This is a genomic window from Microbacterium sp. LWH12-1.2, from assembly GCF_040675825.1.
Taxonomy (GTDB): Bacteria; Actinomycetota; Actinomycetes; order Actinomycetales; family Microbacteriaceae; genus Microbacterium.
This window is the reverse complement of record NZ_JBEGIJ010000001.1, coordinates 2,091,177-2,106,563: the sequence shown is the minus strand read 5'-3', so window position 1 is coordinate 2,106,563 and position 15,387 is coordinate 2,091,177. Positions and strand designations below refer to the sequence as shown.

Below are 15,387 nucleotides of genomic sequence, written 5' to 3'. Positions count from 1 at the left end.
ACCGCCCACCTCGCCGAGGGGGTTGACTTCACGACGACGCGGCGTCAACTCCGTCGGGGGGCGTCATGTGCTCGGGGACCAACGTGATACCGCCACTGGTGTTCGCAGAATTCGCCAAGGCCGTGATCCATTCGACGTGCAGCTTCGGCGGCTCCGGCTCGTCGAAGACGAACCGCAGGGGGATGGACGGATGCAGCCATATCGTCGATCGTCCGGGCGGATGATCATCGGAGTGCTTCCAGGACAGGGTGAAGCTCTCGTTACGACGAAGCTTGGTGGCGATGACGACCTTCAGATGCGCGAGGGTTCGGTCCTCGATCAGGATGGGGTCGGCCGTGCCGCCGTAGAAGAGCATGCCCATAAGGCTTACGCTACGCATGAGGGTTGAATCCGACAATCCCCTAGAGACGGAAGGGCGAATCTGCATGGGCAAGTTCATCTACGAGGGCGGCGTGAAGACCGAGATCGAGGACCGTGCTCTCACGCATCTGCAACTCGTGATCACGGCCAAGCTGCGCCGGGGTGAGCCGTTCCCGTTCAGCTGGCGAGAAGATGCGAGCGTCGGCGGTGGACGCACCACCGTGTGGATCCAGCCGAGCAGTTCTCTGGTCTTCAAGTACTTCGGGAGCAGGCAGCCGTCGATCAATCGGGCCTGGATCGAAGCACTGGCCTTCACGGCCAACGCACCGAGCGGTCTCTACCTCGTGCCAGAGCCGGCTGAGACCGGCGAAGCGCCCAGCAGCCCGGACCTGCCGGTCACGCCGCCGCTCTAGCGCTTCGTCAGCGCTCGCGTTGCCAACTCCCGCGTGATGCCGGAATAGCCGAAGGTGTGTCAACCCCCTGGGGCTCACCGGTCGGGGTATCGGATGCTCGTCTGACCGGACCCATGACTCGAGGAGACATCACGATGGCAGAGAACACCTCCGATCCCCGCACGCTGCACACGGGCGGCCCTTTCCCTCCGCAGCAGCAGGATCAGCCGGGGCTGACCGACGAGACGCGTCCGACGCCGGACCACGGCGAATCGAGCTACGTCGGCCATGGCCGCCTCGAGGGGCGGCGGGCGCTGATCACCGGCGGAGACTCCGGCATCGGCCGCGCGGTCGCGATCGCCTTCGCCCGAGAGGGTGCGGATGTCGCGATCGTGCACATGACCGAGGAGCAGGAGGATGCCGACGCGACACTCGAACAGGTACGAGCGGCGGGGCGGAAGGGTGTGAGTCTCGCGGGCGATGTGCGAGAAGAGTCGTTCGCATCGGATGCCGTGTCCCGGACGCGCCGTGAACTCGGCGGCCTGGACATCCTGGTCCTGAACGCGGCGTACCAGCACGACATCGACGGCTTCGAGAGTCTCCGCACCGAGGACATGCGCCGGGTCTTCGAGACGAACCTGTTCGGGCTCCTGTATTCCGCGCGCGCGGCGTTCTCGGCGCTCGAAGCGGGTGCCAGCATCATCGTCACCGCATCGATCCAGGCATACAACCCCTCGCCTGGACTCATCGACTACGCGATGACCAAGGCGGCTCAGGTGGCGTTCGTGAAGGCGCTCGCCGAAGAGGCGGGGCCCAAGGGTATTCGCGTGAATGCCGTCGCGCCCGGTCCGATCTGGACGCCGCTGATCCCCGCCACAGGGTGGGATGCCGAGAGGCTGGCGTCGTTCGGGCAGGACACGCCGCTCGGGCGGGCCGGACAGCCCGCCGAGCTCGCCGGAGCCTATGTCTACCTCGCCTCGAACGAATCGTCGTACGTGTCCGGTGCCGTACTCCCGGTGACGGGCGGGAAGCACCTCTAGAACAAGCGCGGCAGCACCCCGCGCCGAATGGACGCGGCGCAGGGTGATGCCCCAGGGTGGAGTACGTGCCATCGAACGCGTCGCCTCGTCCTCTCCTCGGTGTCGCGCTCGTCGTCGGATCGTGCCTGTCACTGCCCTTCGGTGCCGCCATCGCGACCCAGCTCTTCCCGGTGCTCGGCGCCTGGGGCGTGACCTCGCTGCGCATCGCGATCGCCGCACTGCTCCTCGTCGTGATCGTGCGCCCGAGACCACGCCGTTGGACCCGCACGCAGTGGATCGCCGCGGCGCTCTTCGGGCTCTCGCTGGCGGGGATGAACGGCTTCTTCTATGCCGCGATCGACCGCATTCCGCTCGGTCCCGCTGTCGCGATCGAATTCCTCGGCCCCCTCATCCTCGCCGCCGTGCTCACCCGCCGCCTCGCTGACGCCGCTTGGGTCGGCGTCGCGCTGCTGGGCATGGCGCTGCTGGGCATCGACGGGATGATCGGTGCCGATCCGCTCGATCCGCTCGGTGTGCTCTTCATCCTGATCGCGGCGGGCTTCTGGGTGATGTACATCCGGATGAGCGCGCGCGTGGGCGCGCTCATCCCCGGTAGCGCGGGGCTGGCGGTCGGACTGGTCGTCGCCGCGGTGCTGCTGCTGCCGCTCGGTGTGCCGGCCTCGATCACGATCGCGGCAGATGGCCAGCTGATTCTGCTGGCAGTTCTCACCGCGGTGCTGTCGTCGGTGATCCCGTACAGCTTCGAGCTCGCCGCGCTTCGCCGTCTCCCGCAGCGGGTGTTCGGGGTGCTGCTCAGCCTCGAGCCCGCGTTCGCGATCCTGGCAGGCTGGCTCGTGCTCGGTCAGGACGCGACACCGTTGCGGCTGGCCGCCGTCGGTCTGGTCGTGGTGGCGAGCGTCGGAACGACTCTCGGTGTGCGACACGCACGGCGGCGAGCGGATGCCGAGGCGAAGGACGTCGACGACCCGCCCACCGTGTTCACCGGGACGATCCCGCTCCCGGACTGACCGCCGCAGGCAGCGGGAACCGCCTGCGCAGCAGCATCCGCTGGACGAGCGTCCAGACGACCGTGACGGCGAGATAGAGGGCCGCGGCGAGCGGGACCAGCACGGCGAAGACGGCGGTCAGATAGTGCATGGCCGCCACCACCCGCAGCATTCCCGGGGAGTTCAGCGGTGAGTCGTCGACCTGCGTCGGCCGGAACACTCGACGGGTGACTTCGGCCACGGCGATCATGAGCGCGAGGAGGGTGCCCCACACGAGCATGGTCGCTGCGTCGGCGGAGCCGCCGAACACGACCGAGACGAAACTCGCGCCCAGCGGAGCGCCGAGCAGATCGTGGGAGAGCAGCGCGTTCGGATGCCCGGCGATCTCGGGTCGCAGGAACAGGGTGTACAGGATGCCGATCACCGGCGCTTGGGCGAGCACGGGCAGCATCCCGGCGAAAGGCGAGGTGTTCTCGCTGCGATACAGCGCCATGGTCTCGCGCTGCAGCCGTTCGGGGTTCTTCTTGTGCCGCCGCTGCAGTTCGCGCAGTCGGGGGGCGAGGCGCGAGCGGGTCTGCTCGGCCTTCGCCTGCGAGACCCCGACAGGGATGAGGAGTGCGCGCACCAGCAGGGTGACGAGAACGACGGCGCCGGCGGCGGCGATGCCGCCGAGGGCAGGCGTGAGAGCTGTGGAGAGGCCGGCGAGGGCGCCGTAGGCGGCGTTCAGGAGCGCGGCGAGGGGTGGAAAGGCAAAGGGGTCCATGAGGGTCCGTTCGTGGCATCGGGAAGGGTCGGCCGAGGCCGCGTTTCCCGAGCCAGGAAGGACGGGTTACGCGGCGGGCACGACTCCCGGCGCACGAGGACGCGGATGACCAGCGGCATCCGGATCGCTCTGGGTGAGGAGGGTTCCGATATCGATCGCGCGACGCGGATGGGGCGAACCGCCGCCTCCGGTGGGAAGTGCGCTGAGCGTGATGGCGAGGGCGAGAACGGCGACCGCGACGACGGCGATGGCGAGCCCGAGGGCGGTTGCATCCGGCGTGGAGACGAGGCCGAGCGCAGTGAGGACGATGCTCAGCATCTGCCCGAACCATTCGCCCATGTGTGCGCTCCCTTCGCTGCGAGGGTAGCACTCGTGGTCGAGTCGTCGGCCGAGAACCCGGTCGCGGAAGCCAGCTAGCATCGCGGGGACGGCACTCTCGGCGACTCTGCGTCGCGACGGCGGGGCAAGCCGACTTCCTGGAGCACGCAATGATCACTTACCGGCAGGATGACTGGGCCGCGAGCCCTTCGCATCCGTCGACCGTGACCGGACCGTACCTGATGGGTACCGGGGTCGTCACAGGTGAAGACACCGGCACCCGACCGCTCTCGCCTCCGCATTCGCACGAGGATGCGATGCTCGCCTGGTGCTACCGCGGCACGGTGTGGGTGCACCTGCAGGATGCGATGTGGCGCCTCGCGCCGGGGCAGGGAGTGTGGATCCCCGCGCACACCCCGCACACGGCCCACCACGAATCCGACTCGACCGGCTGCTACACCTACATCCCCGACTCGTCGCTGATCGCCCCGATCGACGACGTCACGCGGGTCCTCGTGCCGCGCGCGGTGCAGGAGATGCTCCTCCACCTGGGCATCAACGACATGCCGACCGACCTGCGCGTGCGCATCCAATCGGTGCTCATCGAGATGCTGCAGCAACCCCTGCCGGAGGCCGCGACCGAATGGGGTGAGGTGCCGATGCCCGCCGACGAACGGGTCGCTCCGCTCGTGCAGGCGGTGCTCGCGGACCCCGGCGATCCGCTCAGCACCCAGGACCTCTTCTTGGCGCACGGGCTGCACGAACGAACCGTTCTGCGCATCTTCCAGAACGACGTGGGCATGAGCTTCGGGCGGTGGCGCACCGGCGTACGGATGACCCTCGGAGCGCGACTGATCGTCGCCAGTACGCCGATCGGGGCGGCGGCGCACCGCTGCGGCTACGCGACGACGAGCGCCTTCTCCGCGGCATTCAAGCAACGGTTCGGTCTCACGCCGCGGCAGTACGTCGCGCGTGTGCAGGCCGATGCCGCTCACCAGACGTACTGGCGGTGACGTCGAGCCGGTCCGGTTCACGACAGTTGTCGGTTCTTCGACACAAGTCGTCGATCCTTCGACACTGAGCACCGCATCCGCGTTCTACCATCGAATAGTTAGGACATGCTTACCTAACTTCTCGCTGCGTTGACGCGGCACACCCCCTCCCCATCCCGAAGGAGAATCATGACGCACACTCTTGCGCGCCCGAAGATCCGGCGAGGTGCCGCGCTCGTCGCCGCAGCCGTCGCCGCCGCCCTCACCCTCGCGGGGTGCTCGGCACCGGAGGAGAACTCCGGATCCGCAGCTGCCGCCACGGACGGTGTGGTCATCGAGCACGCCCACGGTGAGACGGTGATCCCCGAGAAGCCCACGCGTATCGTCGCCCTCGGCTGGATGACTCCGGATATCGTCGCCGCTCTCGGAACCAACCCGGTCGGCATCGAAGAGGTGTGGGGTGCTGACGAGAGCGGCTATCAGCCGTGGTTCGAGGACTTCGTCACCGAGGAGTACGGCGACACTCCAGAGATCATCCCCTTCGTCGAGGACGGCCCGAACTACGAGGCGATCAAGGAGCTCAAGCCCGACCTCATCCTGAGCCTCTACTCGGGAGTCACCGACATCGAGTACGACCGGCTGAGCGAGATCGCCCCGACCATCCCTTACATCGAGGGACCCTGGAACCCGGGCACCTGGGAAGGCATGACGCGCACCATCGGCGCGGCGATGTCCGAGGACGCCAAGGCCGAGGAGCTGATCGGCGAGACCGAGGACCTCATCACCTCGCTCGCCGACGAGCACCCCGAGTTCGACGACAAGACGTTCGTCTGGGGTCTGACCCTGAACGAGGGCGGCACCGATCTCGGCGTCTACCTCGAGTACGACCCGCGCGTGCGCATCACCGAAGCGCTCGGGTTCACCTCGACTTCGGCGATGGACAGCTTTCTCGCCAGCGCCGAGGGCGACAACTGGTACACGGGCGTGAGCCTCGAGAAGCTCTACGACGTCCCGGCCGATCTGTTCGCCGCCTGGGGCGGCAGCGCCGCTGAGGGCACGTACACGGTGGAGAACAAGGTCGTGTCGCGCTGGGACCCGATCGCCAACGGTTCGTACGTCATCTACGCGGACGACGCCGAGGCCTCGGCGATCAGCGCACCGACTGTGCTCTCGCTGCAGTACATCCTGCCGAAGTACGTCGACGACCTCGCCGCCGCGCTGCAGGGCAAGCCGACCATCGCGGGGAAGTGACCTCGGCGATGCTCCGGCCGGCTTCTCCCCGGACCCCGCTGGCGGCAGAAGACGGCACCGATGTCTCGAACACGGGTGCGGGGAGTCGTGCAGACGGCTCCCCGCACCGCAATGGGACCCTCATCACAGGTCTCGTGATCTCGGCGGTGGTGCTGGTGGTCGCCGCCGTCGCCTCGCTCGCGGTCGGCAACCGCGCGATCGATCCGGTGACCGTACTGCAGTCTCTCTTCGCCTACGACGACGACAACCCCCTGCACCTGATGGTCACGGAGCTTCGGGTGCCCCGCACGCTCCTCGGTATCGCGGTGGGGGCCGCGCTGGCCGTCTGCGGCGGGCTGATCCAGGCCTTCACGCGCAACCCGCTGGCCGACCCCGGCATCCTCGGTGTGAACGCCGGAGCATCGTTCGCCGTCACGTTCGCGATCGGCGTGCTCGGTCTGACCGCCCCGGGCGCATATGTGCCCTTCGCCCTTCTCGGAGCACTCGTCCTCACTCTGCTCGTCTACGTTCTGGGCTCGTTCGGGGCGTCGGGCGCCACGCCCATGAAGCTGACGCTCGCCGGAGTCGCGTTGGGCGCAGCCTGCACGGGCTTCACGACCGCGATCGTGCTGCGCGACCACAGCACCCTTCAGGTCATGCGCTTCTGGGGGGTCGGCTCGATCGGTGGACGCACCCTCGACCAGCTCACCTGGGCGGTTCCCTTGATCGTGATCGGCCTGCTGATCGGGCTCCTGTGCGCACGTTCGCTGAATGCTCTGGCACTGGGCGATGACCTGGCGCAGGCACTCGGAGCGCGCGTGCGCGTGACCCGGGTGACGGTGATCATCGCCGTCACCCTGCTGGCGGGAACGAGCGTCGCCGCCGCCGGACCCATCGCGTTCGTGGGGCTGATGATCCCGCACATCGTCCGCTGGTTCACCGGTCCGGACCAGCGCTGGGTGCTGAGCTACTCGATGATCATCGGTCCAGCCTTCCTGCTGTTCGCCGACATCCTCGGCCGAATCGTGCTTCCCAGCGGGGAGCTCCGCGTCGGTATCGTCACCGCGCTGCTGGGGGCGCCGATCCTGATCATCCTCGTGCGCCGCAAGAGGGTGAGCGGACTGTGAGCACCGATCAGAAGTCCGTCGCCCCGCGGGGCGCAGCAGCGCAGCACACCGCATCCGCGCCGGTCGACCGCGGACGCCGCCTGATCCGGATCGAGACCCCGCGTATCGCCGCACTCATCCCGGTCCGTTCGGTCATCGTGTGCGCCGCACTCGTCGTCGTGATCGTCCTGGCGGGCCTGGCCTCCATGACCATCGGCGCGTACGAGGTGGACTTCGGCTCGGTTGTCCGGGCGATCGCAGACCCGGCATCCGATCCGGACATCCGGCAGGTGGTGTTCGAATGGCGACTCCCGCGCGTGCTGTTCGCGGTGCTGTGCGGGGCGGCGCTCGCTCTCGCCGGCGGCATCTTCCAGTCCCTCACCCGCAACCCGCTCGGGTCTCCTGACATCATCGGCTTCGGAATCGGCGCCCAGTTCGGCGTGACGCTCGTGATGATCGTCCTCGAGCTGAACACGTACATGTTCAAGGCGGCGGGCGCGCTCGTCGGCGGTCTCGCCACCGCACTGATCGTCTACGTCCTTGCGAGCAAGAACACGATGTCGTCGTTTCGTCTGATCATCGTCGGCATCGGCGTCTCGGCGGGGCTCGGATCCCTCACCTCCTGGATCCTCATCTCGGTCAGTGTGGAGAAGGCCATGATGGCGGCGACCTGGGGCGCAGGCTCTCTCGCCTCGCTCGGCTTCGACCAGCTCATCCCCGCGGCGATCGTGTTCGCGATCGTGACCGTTCTCTCCCTCCCTCTCCATCGAACGCTTCCGGTGCTGGAGATGGGCGATGACGCGGCGACCGCGCTGGGCGTCAGCCCTGGGCGCACCCGTCTCGCGGCGATGGTGTTCGGCGTCGCTCTGGTCGCCCTCGTCACCGCGGCAGCGGGACCCATCTCTTTCATCGCGCTCGCGGCTCCGCAGATCTCGCAGCGTCTCACCCGTTCGAACACTCCGATGGGCACACTTCCGGTGATGCTCACCGGCGCCGCCCTCGTGGTGGTGTCGGACGCCGTCGCCCAACTCATCGCCGTGCCGGTAGGCGTCGTGACGGTCTCGGTCGGCGGCGTCTATCTCGCCTGGCTGCTGGCCGCCCAGTTCACGCGCCGCACCTGAAAGGAACACCCATGACCGCTTCGCTGCTGGCCCGCGACATCACACTCGGGTACGGAGACGTCCCCATCGTCTCCGCGCTGTCGCTGCAGGTTCCCGATGACTCGTTCACGATCATCATCGGCCCCAATGCGTGCGGCAAGTCGACGCTCCTGCGCGGGTTCGCCCGCCTGCTGCGCCCGACCACCGGCGCCGTGTACCTCGAGGGCGACGAACTGCGCTCCCTCCGGCCGAAGGAAGCCGCGCGCAAGCTCGGGCTTCTGCCCCAGTCATCCATCGCGCCTGACGGCATCACGGTCGCCGACCTCGTCGGCCGGGGGCGTTTCCCCCACCAGAGCGCCATGCGCACATGGAGCAGCGCCGACGAACGCGCGGTGTCCGAAGCGATGGCGGCGACCGGGGTCACCGACCTGTCGCGCCGGCTCGTGGACGAGCTCTCGGGAGGTCAGCGGCAGCGCGTCTGGGTGGCGATGGCCCTCGCTCAGCAGACGAAGCACCTGCTGCTGGACGAACCGACGACCTTCCTCGACATCGCGCACCAGATCGACCTGATGGAACTGTTCGCCGATCTGCACCGCAACGGCACCACTCTGGTCGCCGTGCTGCACGATCTCAACCACGCCGCGCGGTACGCGACCCACCTCGTGGCGATGCGCGACGGGGCCATCGTGGCGCAGGGCGATCCTCGTGAGATCATCACCGCCGAGCTCGTCGAGGCCGTGTACGATCTTCCGTGCATGGTGATCACGGACCCCGTCTCGGGAACACCGCTCGTGCTCCCGCTCGGTCGGCGGACGTCGTGACGAGCACACCACGGCGCCTCTTCGGCATCGCGTTGTCCGCCGAAGGACGCGGGGTCGCTCTCGCCGCTGCGACGGCGCTCCTCGTCGTGCACACGCTGGCCGAAGCCGCGATCCCCGTCATCATCGGCGCGACGATCGATCGCGCGGTGCTCCCTGCTGACCCGATCGCGCTCGGGATCTGGGTCGGCGTGCTGGTCGGCACCTTCCTCGTGCTGACCGTGAGTTACCAGTCCGCATCCCGCCTCATGGTGACGATCTACGGACACGGCGAGCAGGCGCTGCGCCACCTCGCGCTCTCCCGAATGCTCCGGCCCCGGCTCTCCCGTCGCACCGTGACCGCGGGTGAGGCATTGACCTTCGTCACCTCCGATACCTATCGGGTGGCCGGCGTCGCCTGGTCGGTCGCGCAGCAGTGCGCCGCGATCGCTGCGATCATCGGCGCGGGGCTGGCCATGCTGGTGATCTCGCCGGCTGCGACAATCGTCGTGTTCGGCTCGACCATCGCGATGATGCTCGTCATGCGCGTCGTCTCGCGGCCCCTCGAGAACCGCGGTCTGGTCGAGCAGCGGGCGGCGACCGAGGCGGGGGCGGTCGCCGCCGACTTCATGAGCGGATTCCGGGTGCTGGTGGGCATCGGTGCCCGTGAAGAGGCCGTGCGGCGTTATGTCGCCGCGAGTGACGTCTCCCGTCGCGCCGCAACGGCTGCCGGCCGATCGCTCGCCGCATACGAGGCGGTGAGCGCGACCCTCGCAGCCGTGGCCACGACCGCTCTGGCCGGCATCTCGGCATGGTTCGCCGCGGAGGGCAGGATCAGCATCGGCGAGCTGGTGACCGTGCTCGGACTCGCCCAGTTCATCAGCGGCTACCTCGCCTATGCCGGGTCGTTCCCCTCGAACTGGATCCACAAGCTCGCCTCGGCGAAGAGGCTCGCCGAGGTCATCGACGCCGAGGATCTCCTCGAGGTGCCATCGGAGCCGGAGCGCCCCACGACTCCGCCGAACGGCGCGGTGCTGGCCTTCCGCACGGGTTCCGCGGATTCGCCGCTCGTGGAGGTGCGCGCGGGTGAGCTTCTCGGTATCCGCCCCGCGGACAGCGACGCGTCCCGAGCCCTCTCCCGTCTCCTCGGCCTGCGCACGCGCGCGGATCGGGGCCGTGTCTCGCTCGTCGTCGACGGGGAGTTCAGGGACGTGTCCGATCTGGATCCGGTGGAGTACCGCCGCCGCGTCGTCGCCCCGCCGCACGGGCAGACGATCATGAGCGGCACGCTGCGCGAAGCGGTTCGGGGACGCTCGATGACGGATCTCCCACGTCCCGCCGTCATCCAGATGGCGGCTCTGCACGAGACCGTCGCGGAGATCGGCGGCTGGGACGCGCAGGTCGGCGAGGCCGGAAGGCGATTGTCCGGCGGACAGCGGCAGCGCATCGGGATCGCTCGCGCCCTGCACGCGGACGCCGATGTGCTCGTGCTCGACGAGCCGACCTCGGCCGTGGATGCCATCACCGAGGCACACATCGCCCGCGCGCTCTCGGCGCACAGCTCGACCGTCGTCGTGATCACGACCTCTCCTGTGCTGCTCGGCATTTGCGATCGGGTCGTCGAACTCTCCGCCGAAGGATCGGACGCTCGAGATGAGTAGTGATCCGAGCTCGACAGCCGCGCTGCTGCCGATCGCCTCCAGCGCCCGCGTGCGCGCCGCCGTCGGAGCGCTGCTGCGACAGCACCGGGGGAGGACCGCAGCGGTCGCTGGGCTCTTCCTCATGGCATCCGCTCTCGGGATCGTGACGCCGACGTGCCTCGGCCGCATCGTCGACGCCGTCTCGTCACACGCGGGGTTCGCCACCATCGCCGGCTGGGTGATCGGCGCCGGTGCGGGCGCCATCGGCGCGGCCATCGTGATGCTGTGGGCGGTACGGATGCTCGCCGGGCTGGTGCAGGACATGCTCGCCACCCTGCGCGAGGACGCGTTCGCCTCGGCGATGCGTCTTCCCGTGAGTGCGATCGACGACGGCGAGAGCGCCGATCTGCTCTCGCGGGTCACCGGCGACGTCGACGCCGTGGCGGAGGCTGGAGGGAACGTCGCCCCGACGCTCCTCTCGGCGGGGTTCGCGATCGGAGTCTCGGTCGTCGCGCTGACCGCTCTGGACCCCTGGCTCGCTCTCGCCGGCGTCGCCGCTGCTCCGTTCTATGCGCTCGGCACCCGTGCGTTCCTGCGGAGATCCCGCGTGGTGTTCCGCGAGGTCCGGGTGCGCGAAGCAGCCCGCAGTCAGGCGGTGCTCGATGCGGTCGAGGCCATCGACACGCTCACGGCGTTCAACGAACAGGAGCACGCGCTGGAGCGGGTGCGGGAGCGCGCCGAATCCTCGATCCGGATGCAGGTCGAGGGCGTTCGCGTGACGAACCGATTGTTCCGGTGGATCAACGCCGGAGAGCTCGTCGGCCTCGCCGCGATCCTCTGCACCGGCTTTCTGCTGCATTCCGCCGCTGCGATCACCGTGGGGACGGTCACCACGGCGGCGCTGCTCTTCCATCGGCTGTTCGACCCGGTCGGGCAGCTGATCTTCGGACTCGACGACATCCAGCGGGCGACCATCGGACTCGCGCGACTCGTGGGGGTCATCGATCTCGCGCCTGCGGCGGTCGCGGCGCGGGAGTCGGCGTCGGATGCTGCGCCGAAGCGCACAGCGGTCATCGAGGCAGCGGGAATCGAAGTGCGCGATGTCACCTTTCGCTACCCGAGCACCGGTCGCGGGATCAGCGAGGTGACGCTGCAGGTGGAGCAGGGCACCACCGCGGCTCTCGTCGGGACCTCCGGGTCCGGCAAGAGCACGCTCGCCCGCGTCATCGCCGGCCACCATCCGCCGACATCGGGCAGCGTGCACCTCGCCCCGGGGGGAGGCACCCCGTACTACCTCTCGCAAGAACTGCACCATTTCCGGGGCACGATCGCCGACAACCTCCGACTCGTCGCACCCGGGGCGAGCCACGACGACATGGTCGCTGCCCTGCGCGCGGTCGGGGCGGGATGGGCGGTCGAGGCGATGGCGACGGACCTCGCCGAGGACCCCTCCGCGAATCCCGTCGCGCCCCTCGACGAAGGCCGCATCCAGCAACTCGCTGTCGCGCGCGCGTTCCTCGCCGACCCGGAGGTGGTGATCCTCGACGAGGCGACCGCCGATGTCGGGCTGCATCATCGCGATGCGGTGGAGGAGGCGATCGGGGTGCTGCGCCAGGGCCGCACCGCGCTGCTCATCGCGCACCGGCTGCAGCAGGCGGCGAGTGCCGAGCAGATCATCGTCTTCGCCGACGGCCGGGCGACGCAGCGCGGCACCCACGAAGAACTCCTCGCGACGGACGGACCGTATCGCTCCTCTTGGCTCGTCCAGACGCCGAGCACGCCAGCCCCTCAGACCACCCCAGAAGAGACGGAGACTCCGTGAACATCCACCGCGGCATCGTCAGCAGCACCACCACCCTCACACCGACGCTCGTGCGCGTGACGCTCGCAGGCAGCGGCATCGCCGACTTCCTCAGCACCGGCATCGGCGACGAATACGTGCGGGTGTTCTTCCCGCACGGCGAAGACCCCACCGACGTCTCGCTGCCCGTGCCGGCCGGCGACTGGTGGGAGACACCCGAGGGCGCACCGGAGGCCCCGATGCGCACCTACACGATCAGCGGCGTCCGTCCGGATGCCGACGAGCTCGACATCGATTTCGTGATCCACGAAGCGGGAGTCGCCGGGCCCTGGGCCGCGCGCGCCGAACCGGGGCATGTACTCGGGTTGAACTCCCCGACGGGCCTGTATTCGCCGCCGCCGGGAATCACCTGGCAGGTGCTGGTGGCGGACCTGACCGGGCTCCCCGCGGTGGCGCGGATCGCCGCCGAGACGCCGGAGGGCGTGCGGACGCGGGTCGTGCTCGAGGTGCCGAGCGAAGCCGATCAGGTCGCGTTCGAGGTGGGTGGCGACGTCGAGGTCACCTGGGTCATCGGCGGCAACGGCCACGGGCCGAGCGCGCTCGGTCCGATCCTGCGCGGCATCGTCGACGACCGACTCCGGCTCGAAGACGGGTACGTGTGGGTCGCCGGTGAGACCGTCGCCCTGCGCGACGTGCGCAAGTACCTGCGCAAGGAACTCGGCCTGCCGGCGACGCGGTTCAAGGTCGTCGGCTACTGGACGCCGATCGCAGCGTGGGATGAGAAGTTCGCTGCGCTCCCCGACGCGGTGCAGAAGGAGCTCGATGCGATCTGGGCCGAGACCGATGACGCCGAGCCGGAGGATGTGCAGATCCGCTTCGAGGAGCAGCTCGACCGGCTCGGCCTCTGAACGCGGGCACCGGCACGCGCCTCGCCTCTCCGTGCCGGGCGTAGCCTCGGATCATGAGTGATCTGCGCACCCTTCTCGGCATCGAGCATCCGATCGTCCTCGGCCCGTTCGGCGGACTCTCCTCCGTCGCGCTGGCGGCGGCGGTGAGCGACGCCGGCGGCCTGGGCTCGTACGGCCTCTACGGTTACGACGGCGAGCGCATCCGGTCGACCGCGTCCGCCCTGCGTCAGGCCACCTCCCGACCGTTCGCGCTGAACATCTGGCTGCCCACCGGCGACGAGGTCGCGCCGAACCCGCAGCATGCGATCTTCGCGCAGGCGCTCCAGCCGTTCTTCGAAGCGGTCGGCGTGGACATGCCGCAGCGGCCGACGGCCTACCTCCCTGATCTCGGCGAGCAGCTGGAGGCGATCTGGCATGCCGCGCCGGCGGCGCTCAGCGTCGTGTTCGGAGTGCCAGCAGCGGACGTCGTCGAGGAGGCGCATCGCCGTGGCATCCGTGTCATCGGCACCGCCACCACGGTTGCCGAAGCCACGGCTCTCGCCGACGGCGGCGTCGACGCGATCGTGGCGACCGGCGCCGAGGCGGGTGGGCACCGCGTCTCGTTCCTGCGCCCGGCCGAAGAATCTCTCATCGGGACATTCGCACTCGTACCGCAGATCGTCGACGCCGTCTGGGTGCCGGTGATCGCGGCCGGCGGCATCGCCGATCGTCGCGGCGTGGCCGCGGCGTTCGCACTCGGAGCCGCCGGCGTGCAGGTGGGCACGGCGTTCCTCGCCACGGCCGAGTCCGCGGCGAACGATGCGCATCGCGCGGCGATCCACTCGACAGCCGCTGATGAGACGGTGCTCACCAGGGCGATGAGCGGGCGGCTCGCGCGCGGCGCGCGGAATCGGGTGGTGCGCGCGATCGAAGCCAGCGGCACGATCGCGCCGTTCCCGATGCAGAACTGGCTCACCGGGCGCTTCCGCACCGCCGCCGGTGAGCAGAACCTGGGGGAGCTGCAGTCGCTGTGGATGGGGCAGTCCGCGCCGCTCGTGCGCTTCGACACCGCGGCCGACGTGTTCGCCGAGCTGGTCGTCGGTGCGCCGGAGCGCTAGAGGATGACGGTCGAGCGGCCGTGCACGATCACGCGATCTTCCGCGTGCCACTGCACGGCGCGGGCGAGCACCAATCGTTCGACGTCAGCGCCGCGGCTCTGCAGCTCGGCAGCGGATTCGGAATGGGTCACCCTGGTGACGTCCTGCTCGATGATCGGTCCCTCGTCGAGGTCGGCCGTCGCATAGTGCGCGGTGGCGCCGATGAGCTTCACGCCGCGGTCCTTCGCCCGTGCATAGGGGTTGGCCCCGATGAAGGCCGGCAGGAAAGAGTGGTGGATGTTGATCACCGGCGCACCGACGCGTTCGATGAAGTCGTCGGTGAGGATCTGCATGTACCGGGCGAGCACGACGAGGTCGACGTTGCCCTGCAGCAGCTCGAGCTGGCGCGTCTCCATCGCGGCTTTGTCGCCGGAGGGGATGTGCACGAAAGGCACCCCGAAGGAGCGCACCGACTCGGCGAGGTCAGGGTGATTCGACACCACCATCGTCACGTCGATGTCGAGCTGCCCGCGCTGGGTGCGCCAGAGCAGTTCCATGAGGCAGTGGTCGTACTTCGACACGAAGATCGCGACCCGCTTGCGGCGTGCGACATCGTGCAGCGACCACTCCATGCCGAAGCGCTCGGCGACGGTCGCGATGCTCGCCTCGAGTGCGGGTCGCGCGGCGGACAGCCCCTCCAGGTGGATGACGGTCCGCTGGAAGAAGCGCCCGCCCTCGGCATCCGTCGAATGCTGATCGAGCGAGATGATGTTCGCACCGTGCTCGGCGAGCACGCCGGCGACGGCGGCGACGATGCCGGGCTGGTCGTCGCACGCGATCAGAAGACGGGCGGTATCGGGCTGGGACATGAGGGCTCC

16 protein-coding genes are annotated in these 15,387 nt (G+C 69.0%); 12 read left to right on the top strand and 4 right to left on the bottom strand.

Going from position 1 to position 15,387, the window contains the following annotated elements; all coding sequences use genetic code 11:
• Window positions 1-28: 28 nt before the first annotated feature.
• A complete protein-coding gene (locus tag MRBLWH12_RS10235) occupies window positions 29-361 on the bottom strand; it encodes a hypothetical protein (RefSeq protein WP_363548640.1) in 333 nt (110 codons plus the stop codon).
• A 64-nt stretch (window positions 362-425) separates the two neighbouring features.
• On the opposite strand from MRBLWH12_RS10235, the gene MRBLWH12_RS10230 reads away from it, so the two are divergent.
• From MRBLWH12_RS10230 to MRBLWH12_RS10220, 3 genes are all read left to right on the top strand, one after another.
• Window positions 426-773 (top strand): ATP-dependent DNA ligase, encoded by a 348-nt coding sequence (locus MRBLWH12_RS10230; protein ID WP_341978154.1) that lies wholly within the window; start codon window positions 426-428, stop codon window positions 771-773.
• A gap of 134 nt (window positions 774-907) precedes the next feature.
• Window positions 908-1,792: an SDR family oxidoreductase gene (locus tag MRBLWH12_RS10225; protein WP_341978156.1), complete on the top strand. Its 885-nt coding sequence runs from the start codon at window positions 908-910 to the stop codon at window positions 1,790-1,792.
• Window positions 1,793-1,857: 65 nt separating this feature from the next.
• Window positions 1,858-2,799, top strand: a complete 942-nt coding sequence (locus MRBLWH12_RS10220) for an EamA family transporter (RefSeq protein ID WP_341978158.1) — start codon at window positions 1,858-1,860, stop codon at window positions 2,797-2,799.
• On the opposite strand, the gene MRBLWH12_RS10215 is transcribed toward MRBLWH12_RS10220, so the two are convergent.
• Window positions 2,771-3,541, bottom strand: a complete 771-nt coding sequence (locus MRBLWH12_RS10215; protein WP_363548637.1) for a YidC/Oxa1 family membrane protein insertase — start codon at window positions 3,539-3,541, stop codon at window positions 2,771-2,773. The genes MRBLWH12_RS10220 and MRBLWH12_RS10215 overlap by 29 nt on opposite strands.
• Before the next feature lie 66 nt (window positions 3,542-3,607).
• Window positions 3,608-3,880 (bottom strand): DUF6412 domain-containing protein, encoded by a 273-nt coding sequence (locus MRBLWH12_RS10210; RefSeq protein WP_341978162.1) that lies wholly within the window; start codon window positions 3,878-3,880, stop codon window positions 3,608-3,610.
• A 149-nt stretch (window positions 3,881-4,029) separates the two neighbouring features.
• Here MRBLWH12_RS10210 and MRBLWH12_RS10205 point away from each other — a divergent pair, with 149 nt between their 5' ends.
• The 9 genes from MRBLWH12_RS10205 to MRBLWH12_RS10165 all read left to right on the top strand — a co-directional run bounded on the left by MRBLWH12_RS10205 (window position 4,030) and on the right by MRBLWH12_RS10165 (window position 14,530).
• Window positions 4,030-4,872 (top strand): AraC family transcriptional regulator, encoded by an 843-nt coding sequence (locus tag MRBLWH12_RS10205; RefSeq protein ID WP_363548635.1) that lies wholly within the window; start codon window positions 4,030-4,032, stop codon window positions 4,870-4,872.
• A 168-nt stretch (window positions 4,873-5,040) separates the two neighbouring features.
• Window positions 5,041-6,102: an ABC transporter substrate-binding protein gene (locus tag MRBLWH12_RS10200; protein WP_341978166.1), complete on the top strand. Its 1,062-nt coding sequence runs from the start codon at window positions 5,041-5,043 to the stop codon at window positions 6,100-6,102.
• The gene (locus tag MRBLWH12_RS10195; RefSeq protein WP_363548633.1) at window positions 6,099-7,208 is read left to right on the top strand and encodes a FecCD family ABC transporter permease; all 1,110 of its coding nucleotides are present in this window, start codon (window positions 6,099-6,101) and stop codon (window positions 7,206-7,208) included. Before MRBLWH12_RS10200 ends, MRBLWH12_RS10195 begins: the two co-directional genes overlap by 4 nt.
• The gene (locus MRBLWH12_RS10190) at window positions 7,205-8,308 is read left to right on the top strand and encodes a FecCD family ABC transporter permease (protein WP_363548631.1); all 1,104 of its coding nucleotides are present in this window, start codon (window positions 7,205-7,207) and stop codon (window positions 8,306-8,308) included. The genes MRBLWH12_RS10195 and MRBLWH12_RS10190 overlap by 4 nt, the downstream gene beginning before the upstream one ends.
• An 11-nt stretch (window positions 8,309-8,319) precedes the next feature.
• Window positions 8,320-9,108: an ABC transporter ATP-binding protein gene (locus MRBLWH12_RS10185; protein ID WP_363548629.1), complete on the top strand. Its 789-nt coding sequence runs from the start codon at window positions 8,320-8,322 to the stop codon at window positions 9,106-9,108.
• Window positions 9,105-10,745: an ABC transporter ATP-binding protein gene (locus tag MRBLWH12_RS10180; RefSeq protein WP_363548627.1), complete on the top strand. Its 1,641-nt coding sequence runs from the start codon at window positions 9,105-9,107 to the stop codon at window positions 10,743-10,745. Before MRBLWH12_RS10185 ends, MRBLWH12_RS10180 begins: the two co-directional genes overlap by 4 nt.
• Window positions 10,738-12,546: an ABC transporter ATP-binding protein gene (locus MRBLWH12_RS10175; protein WP_363548625.1), complete on the top strand. Its 1,809-nt coding sequence runs from the start codon at window positions 10,738-10,740 to the stop codon at window positions 12,544-12,546. The genes MRBLWH12_RS10180 and MRBLWH12_RS10175 overlap by 8 nt, the downstream gene beginning before the upstream one ends.
• Complete coding sequence (locus tag MRBLWH12_RS10170) at window positions 12,543-13,433, top strand: siderophore-interacting protein (RefSeq protein WP_363548623.1); 891 nt, start codon at window positions 12,543-12,545, stop codon at window positions 13,431-13,433. The genes MRBLWH12_RS10175 and MRBLWH12_RS10170 overlap by 4 nt, the downstream gene beginning before the upstream one ends.
• 53 nt (window positions 13,434-13,486) lie before the next feature.
• The gene (locus MRBLWH12_RS10165; protein ID WP_363548621.1) at window positions 13,487-14,530 is read left to right on the top strand and encodes an NAD(P)H-dependent flavin oxidoreductase; all 1,044 of its coding nucleotides are present in this window, start codon (window positions 13,487-13,489) and stop codon (window positions 14,528-14,530) included.
• On the opposite strand, the gene purU is transcribed toward MRBLWH12_RS10165, so the two are convergent.
• The gene (purU, locus tag MRBLWH12_RS10160) at window positions 14,527-15,378 is read right to left on the bottom strand and encodes a formyltetrahydrofolate deformylase (protein WP_363548619.1); all 852 of its coding nucleotides are present in this window, start codon (window positions 15,376-15,378) and stop codon (window positions 14,527-14,529) included. The genes MRBLWH12_RS10165 and purU overlap by 4 nt on opposite strands.
• Window positions 15,379-15,387 lie beyond the last annotated feature (9 nt).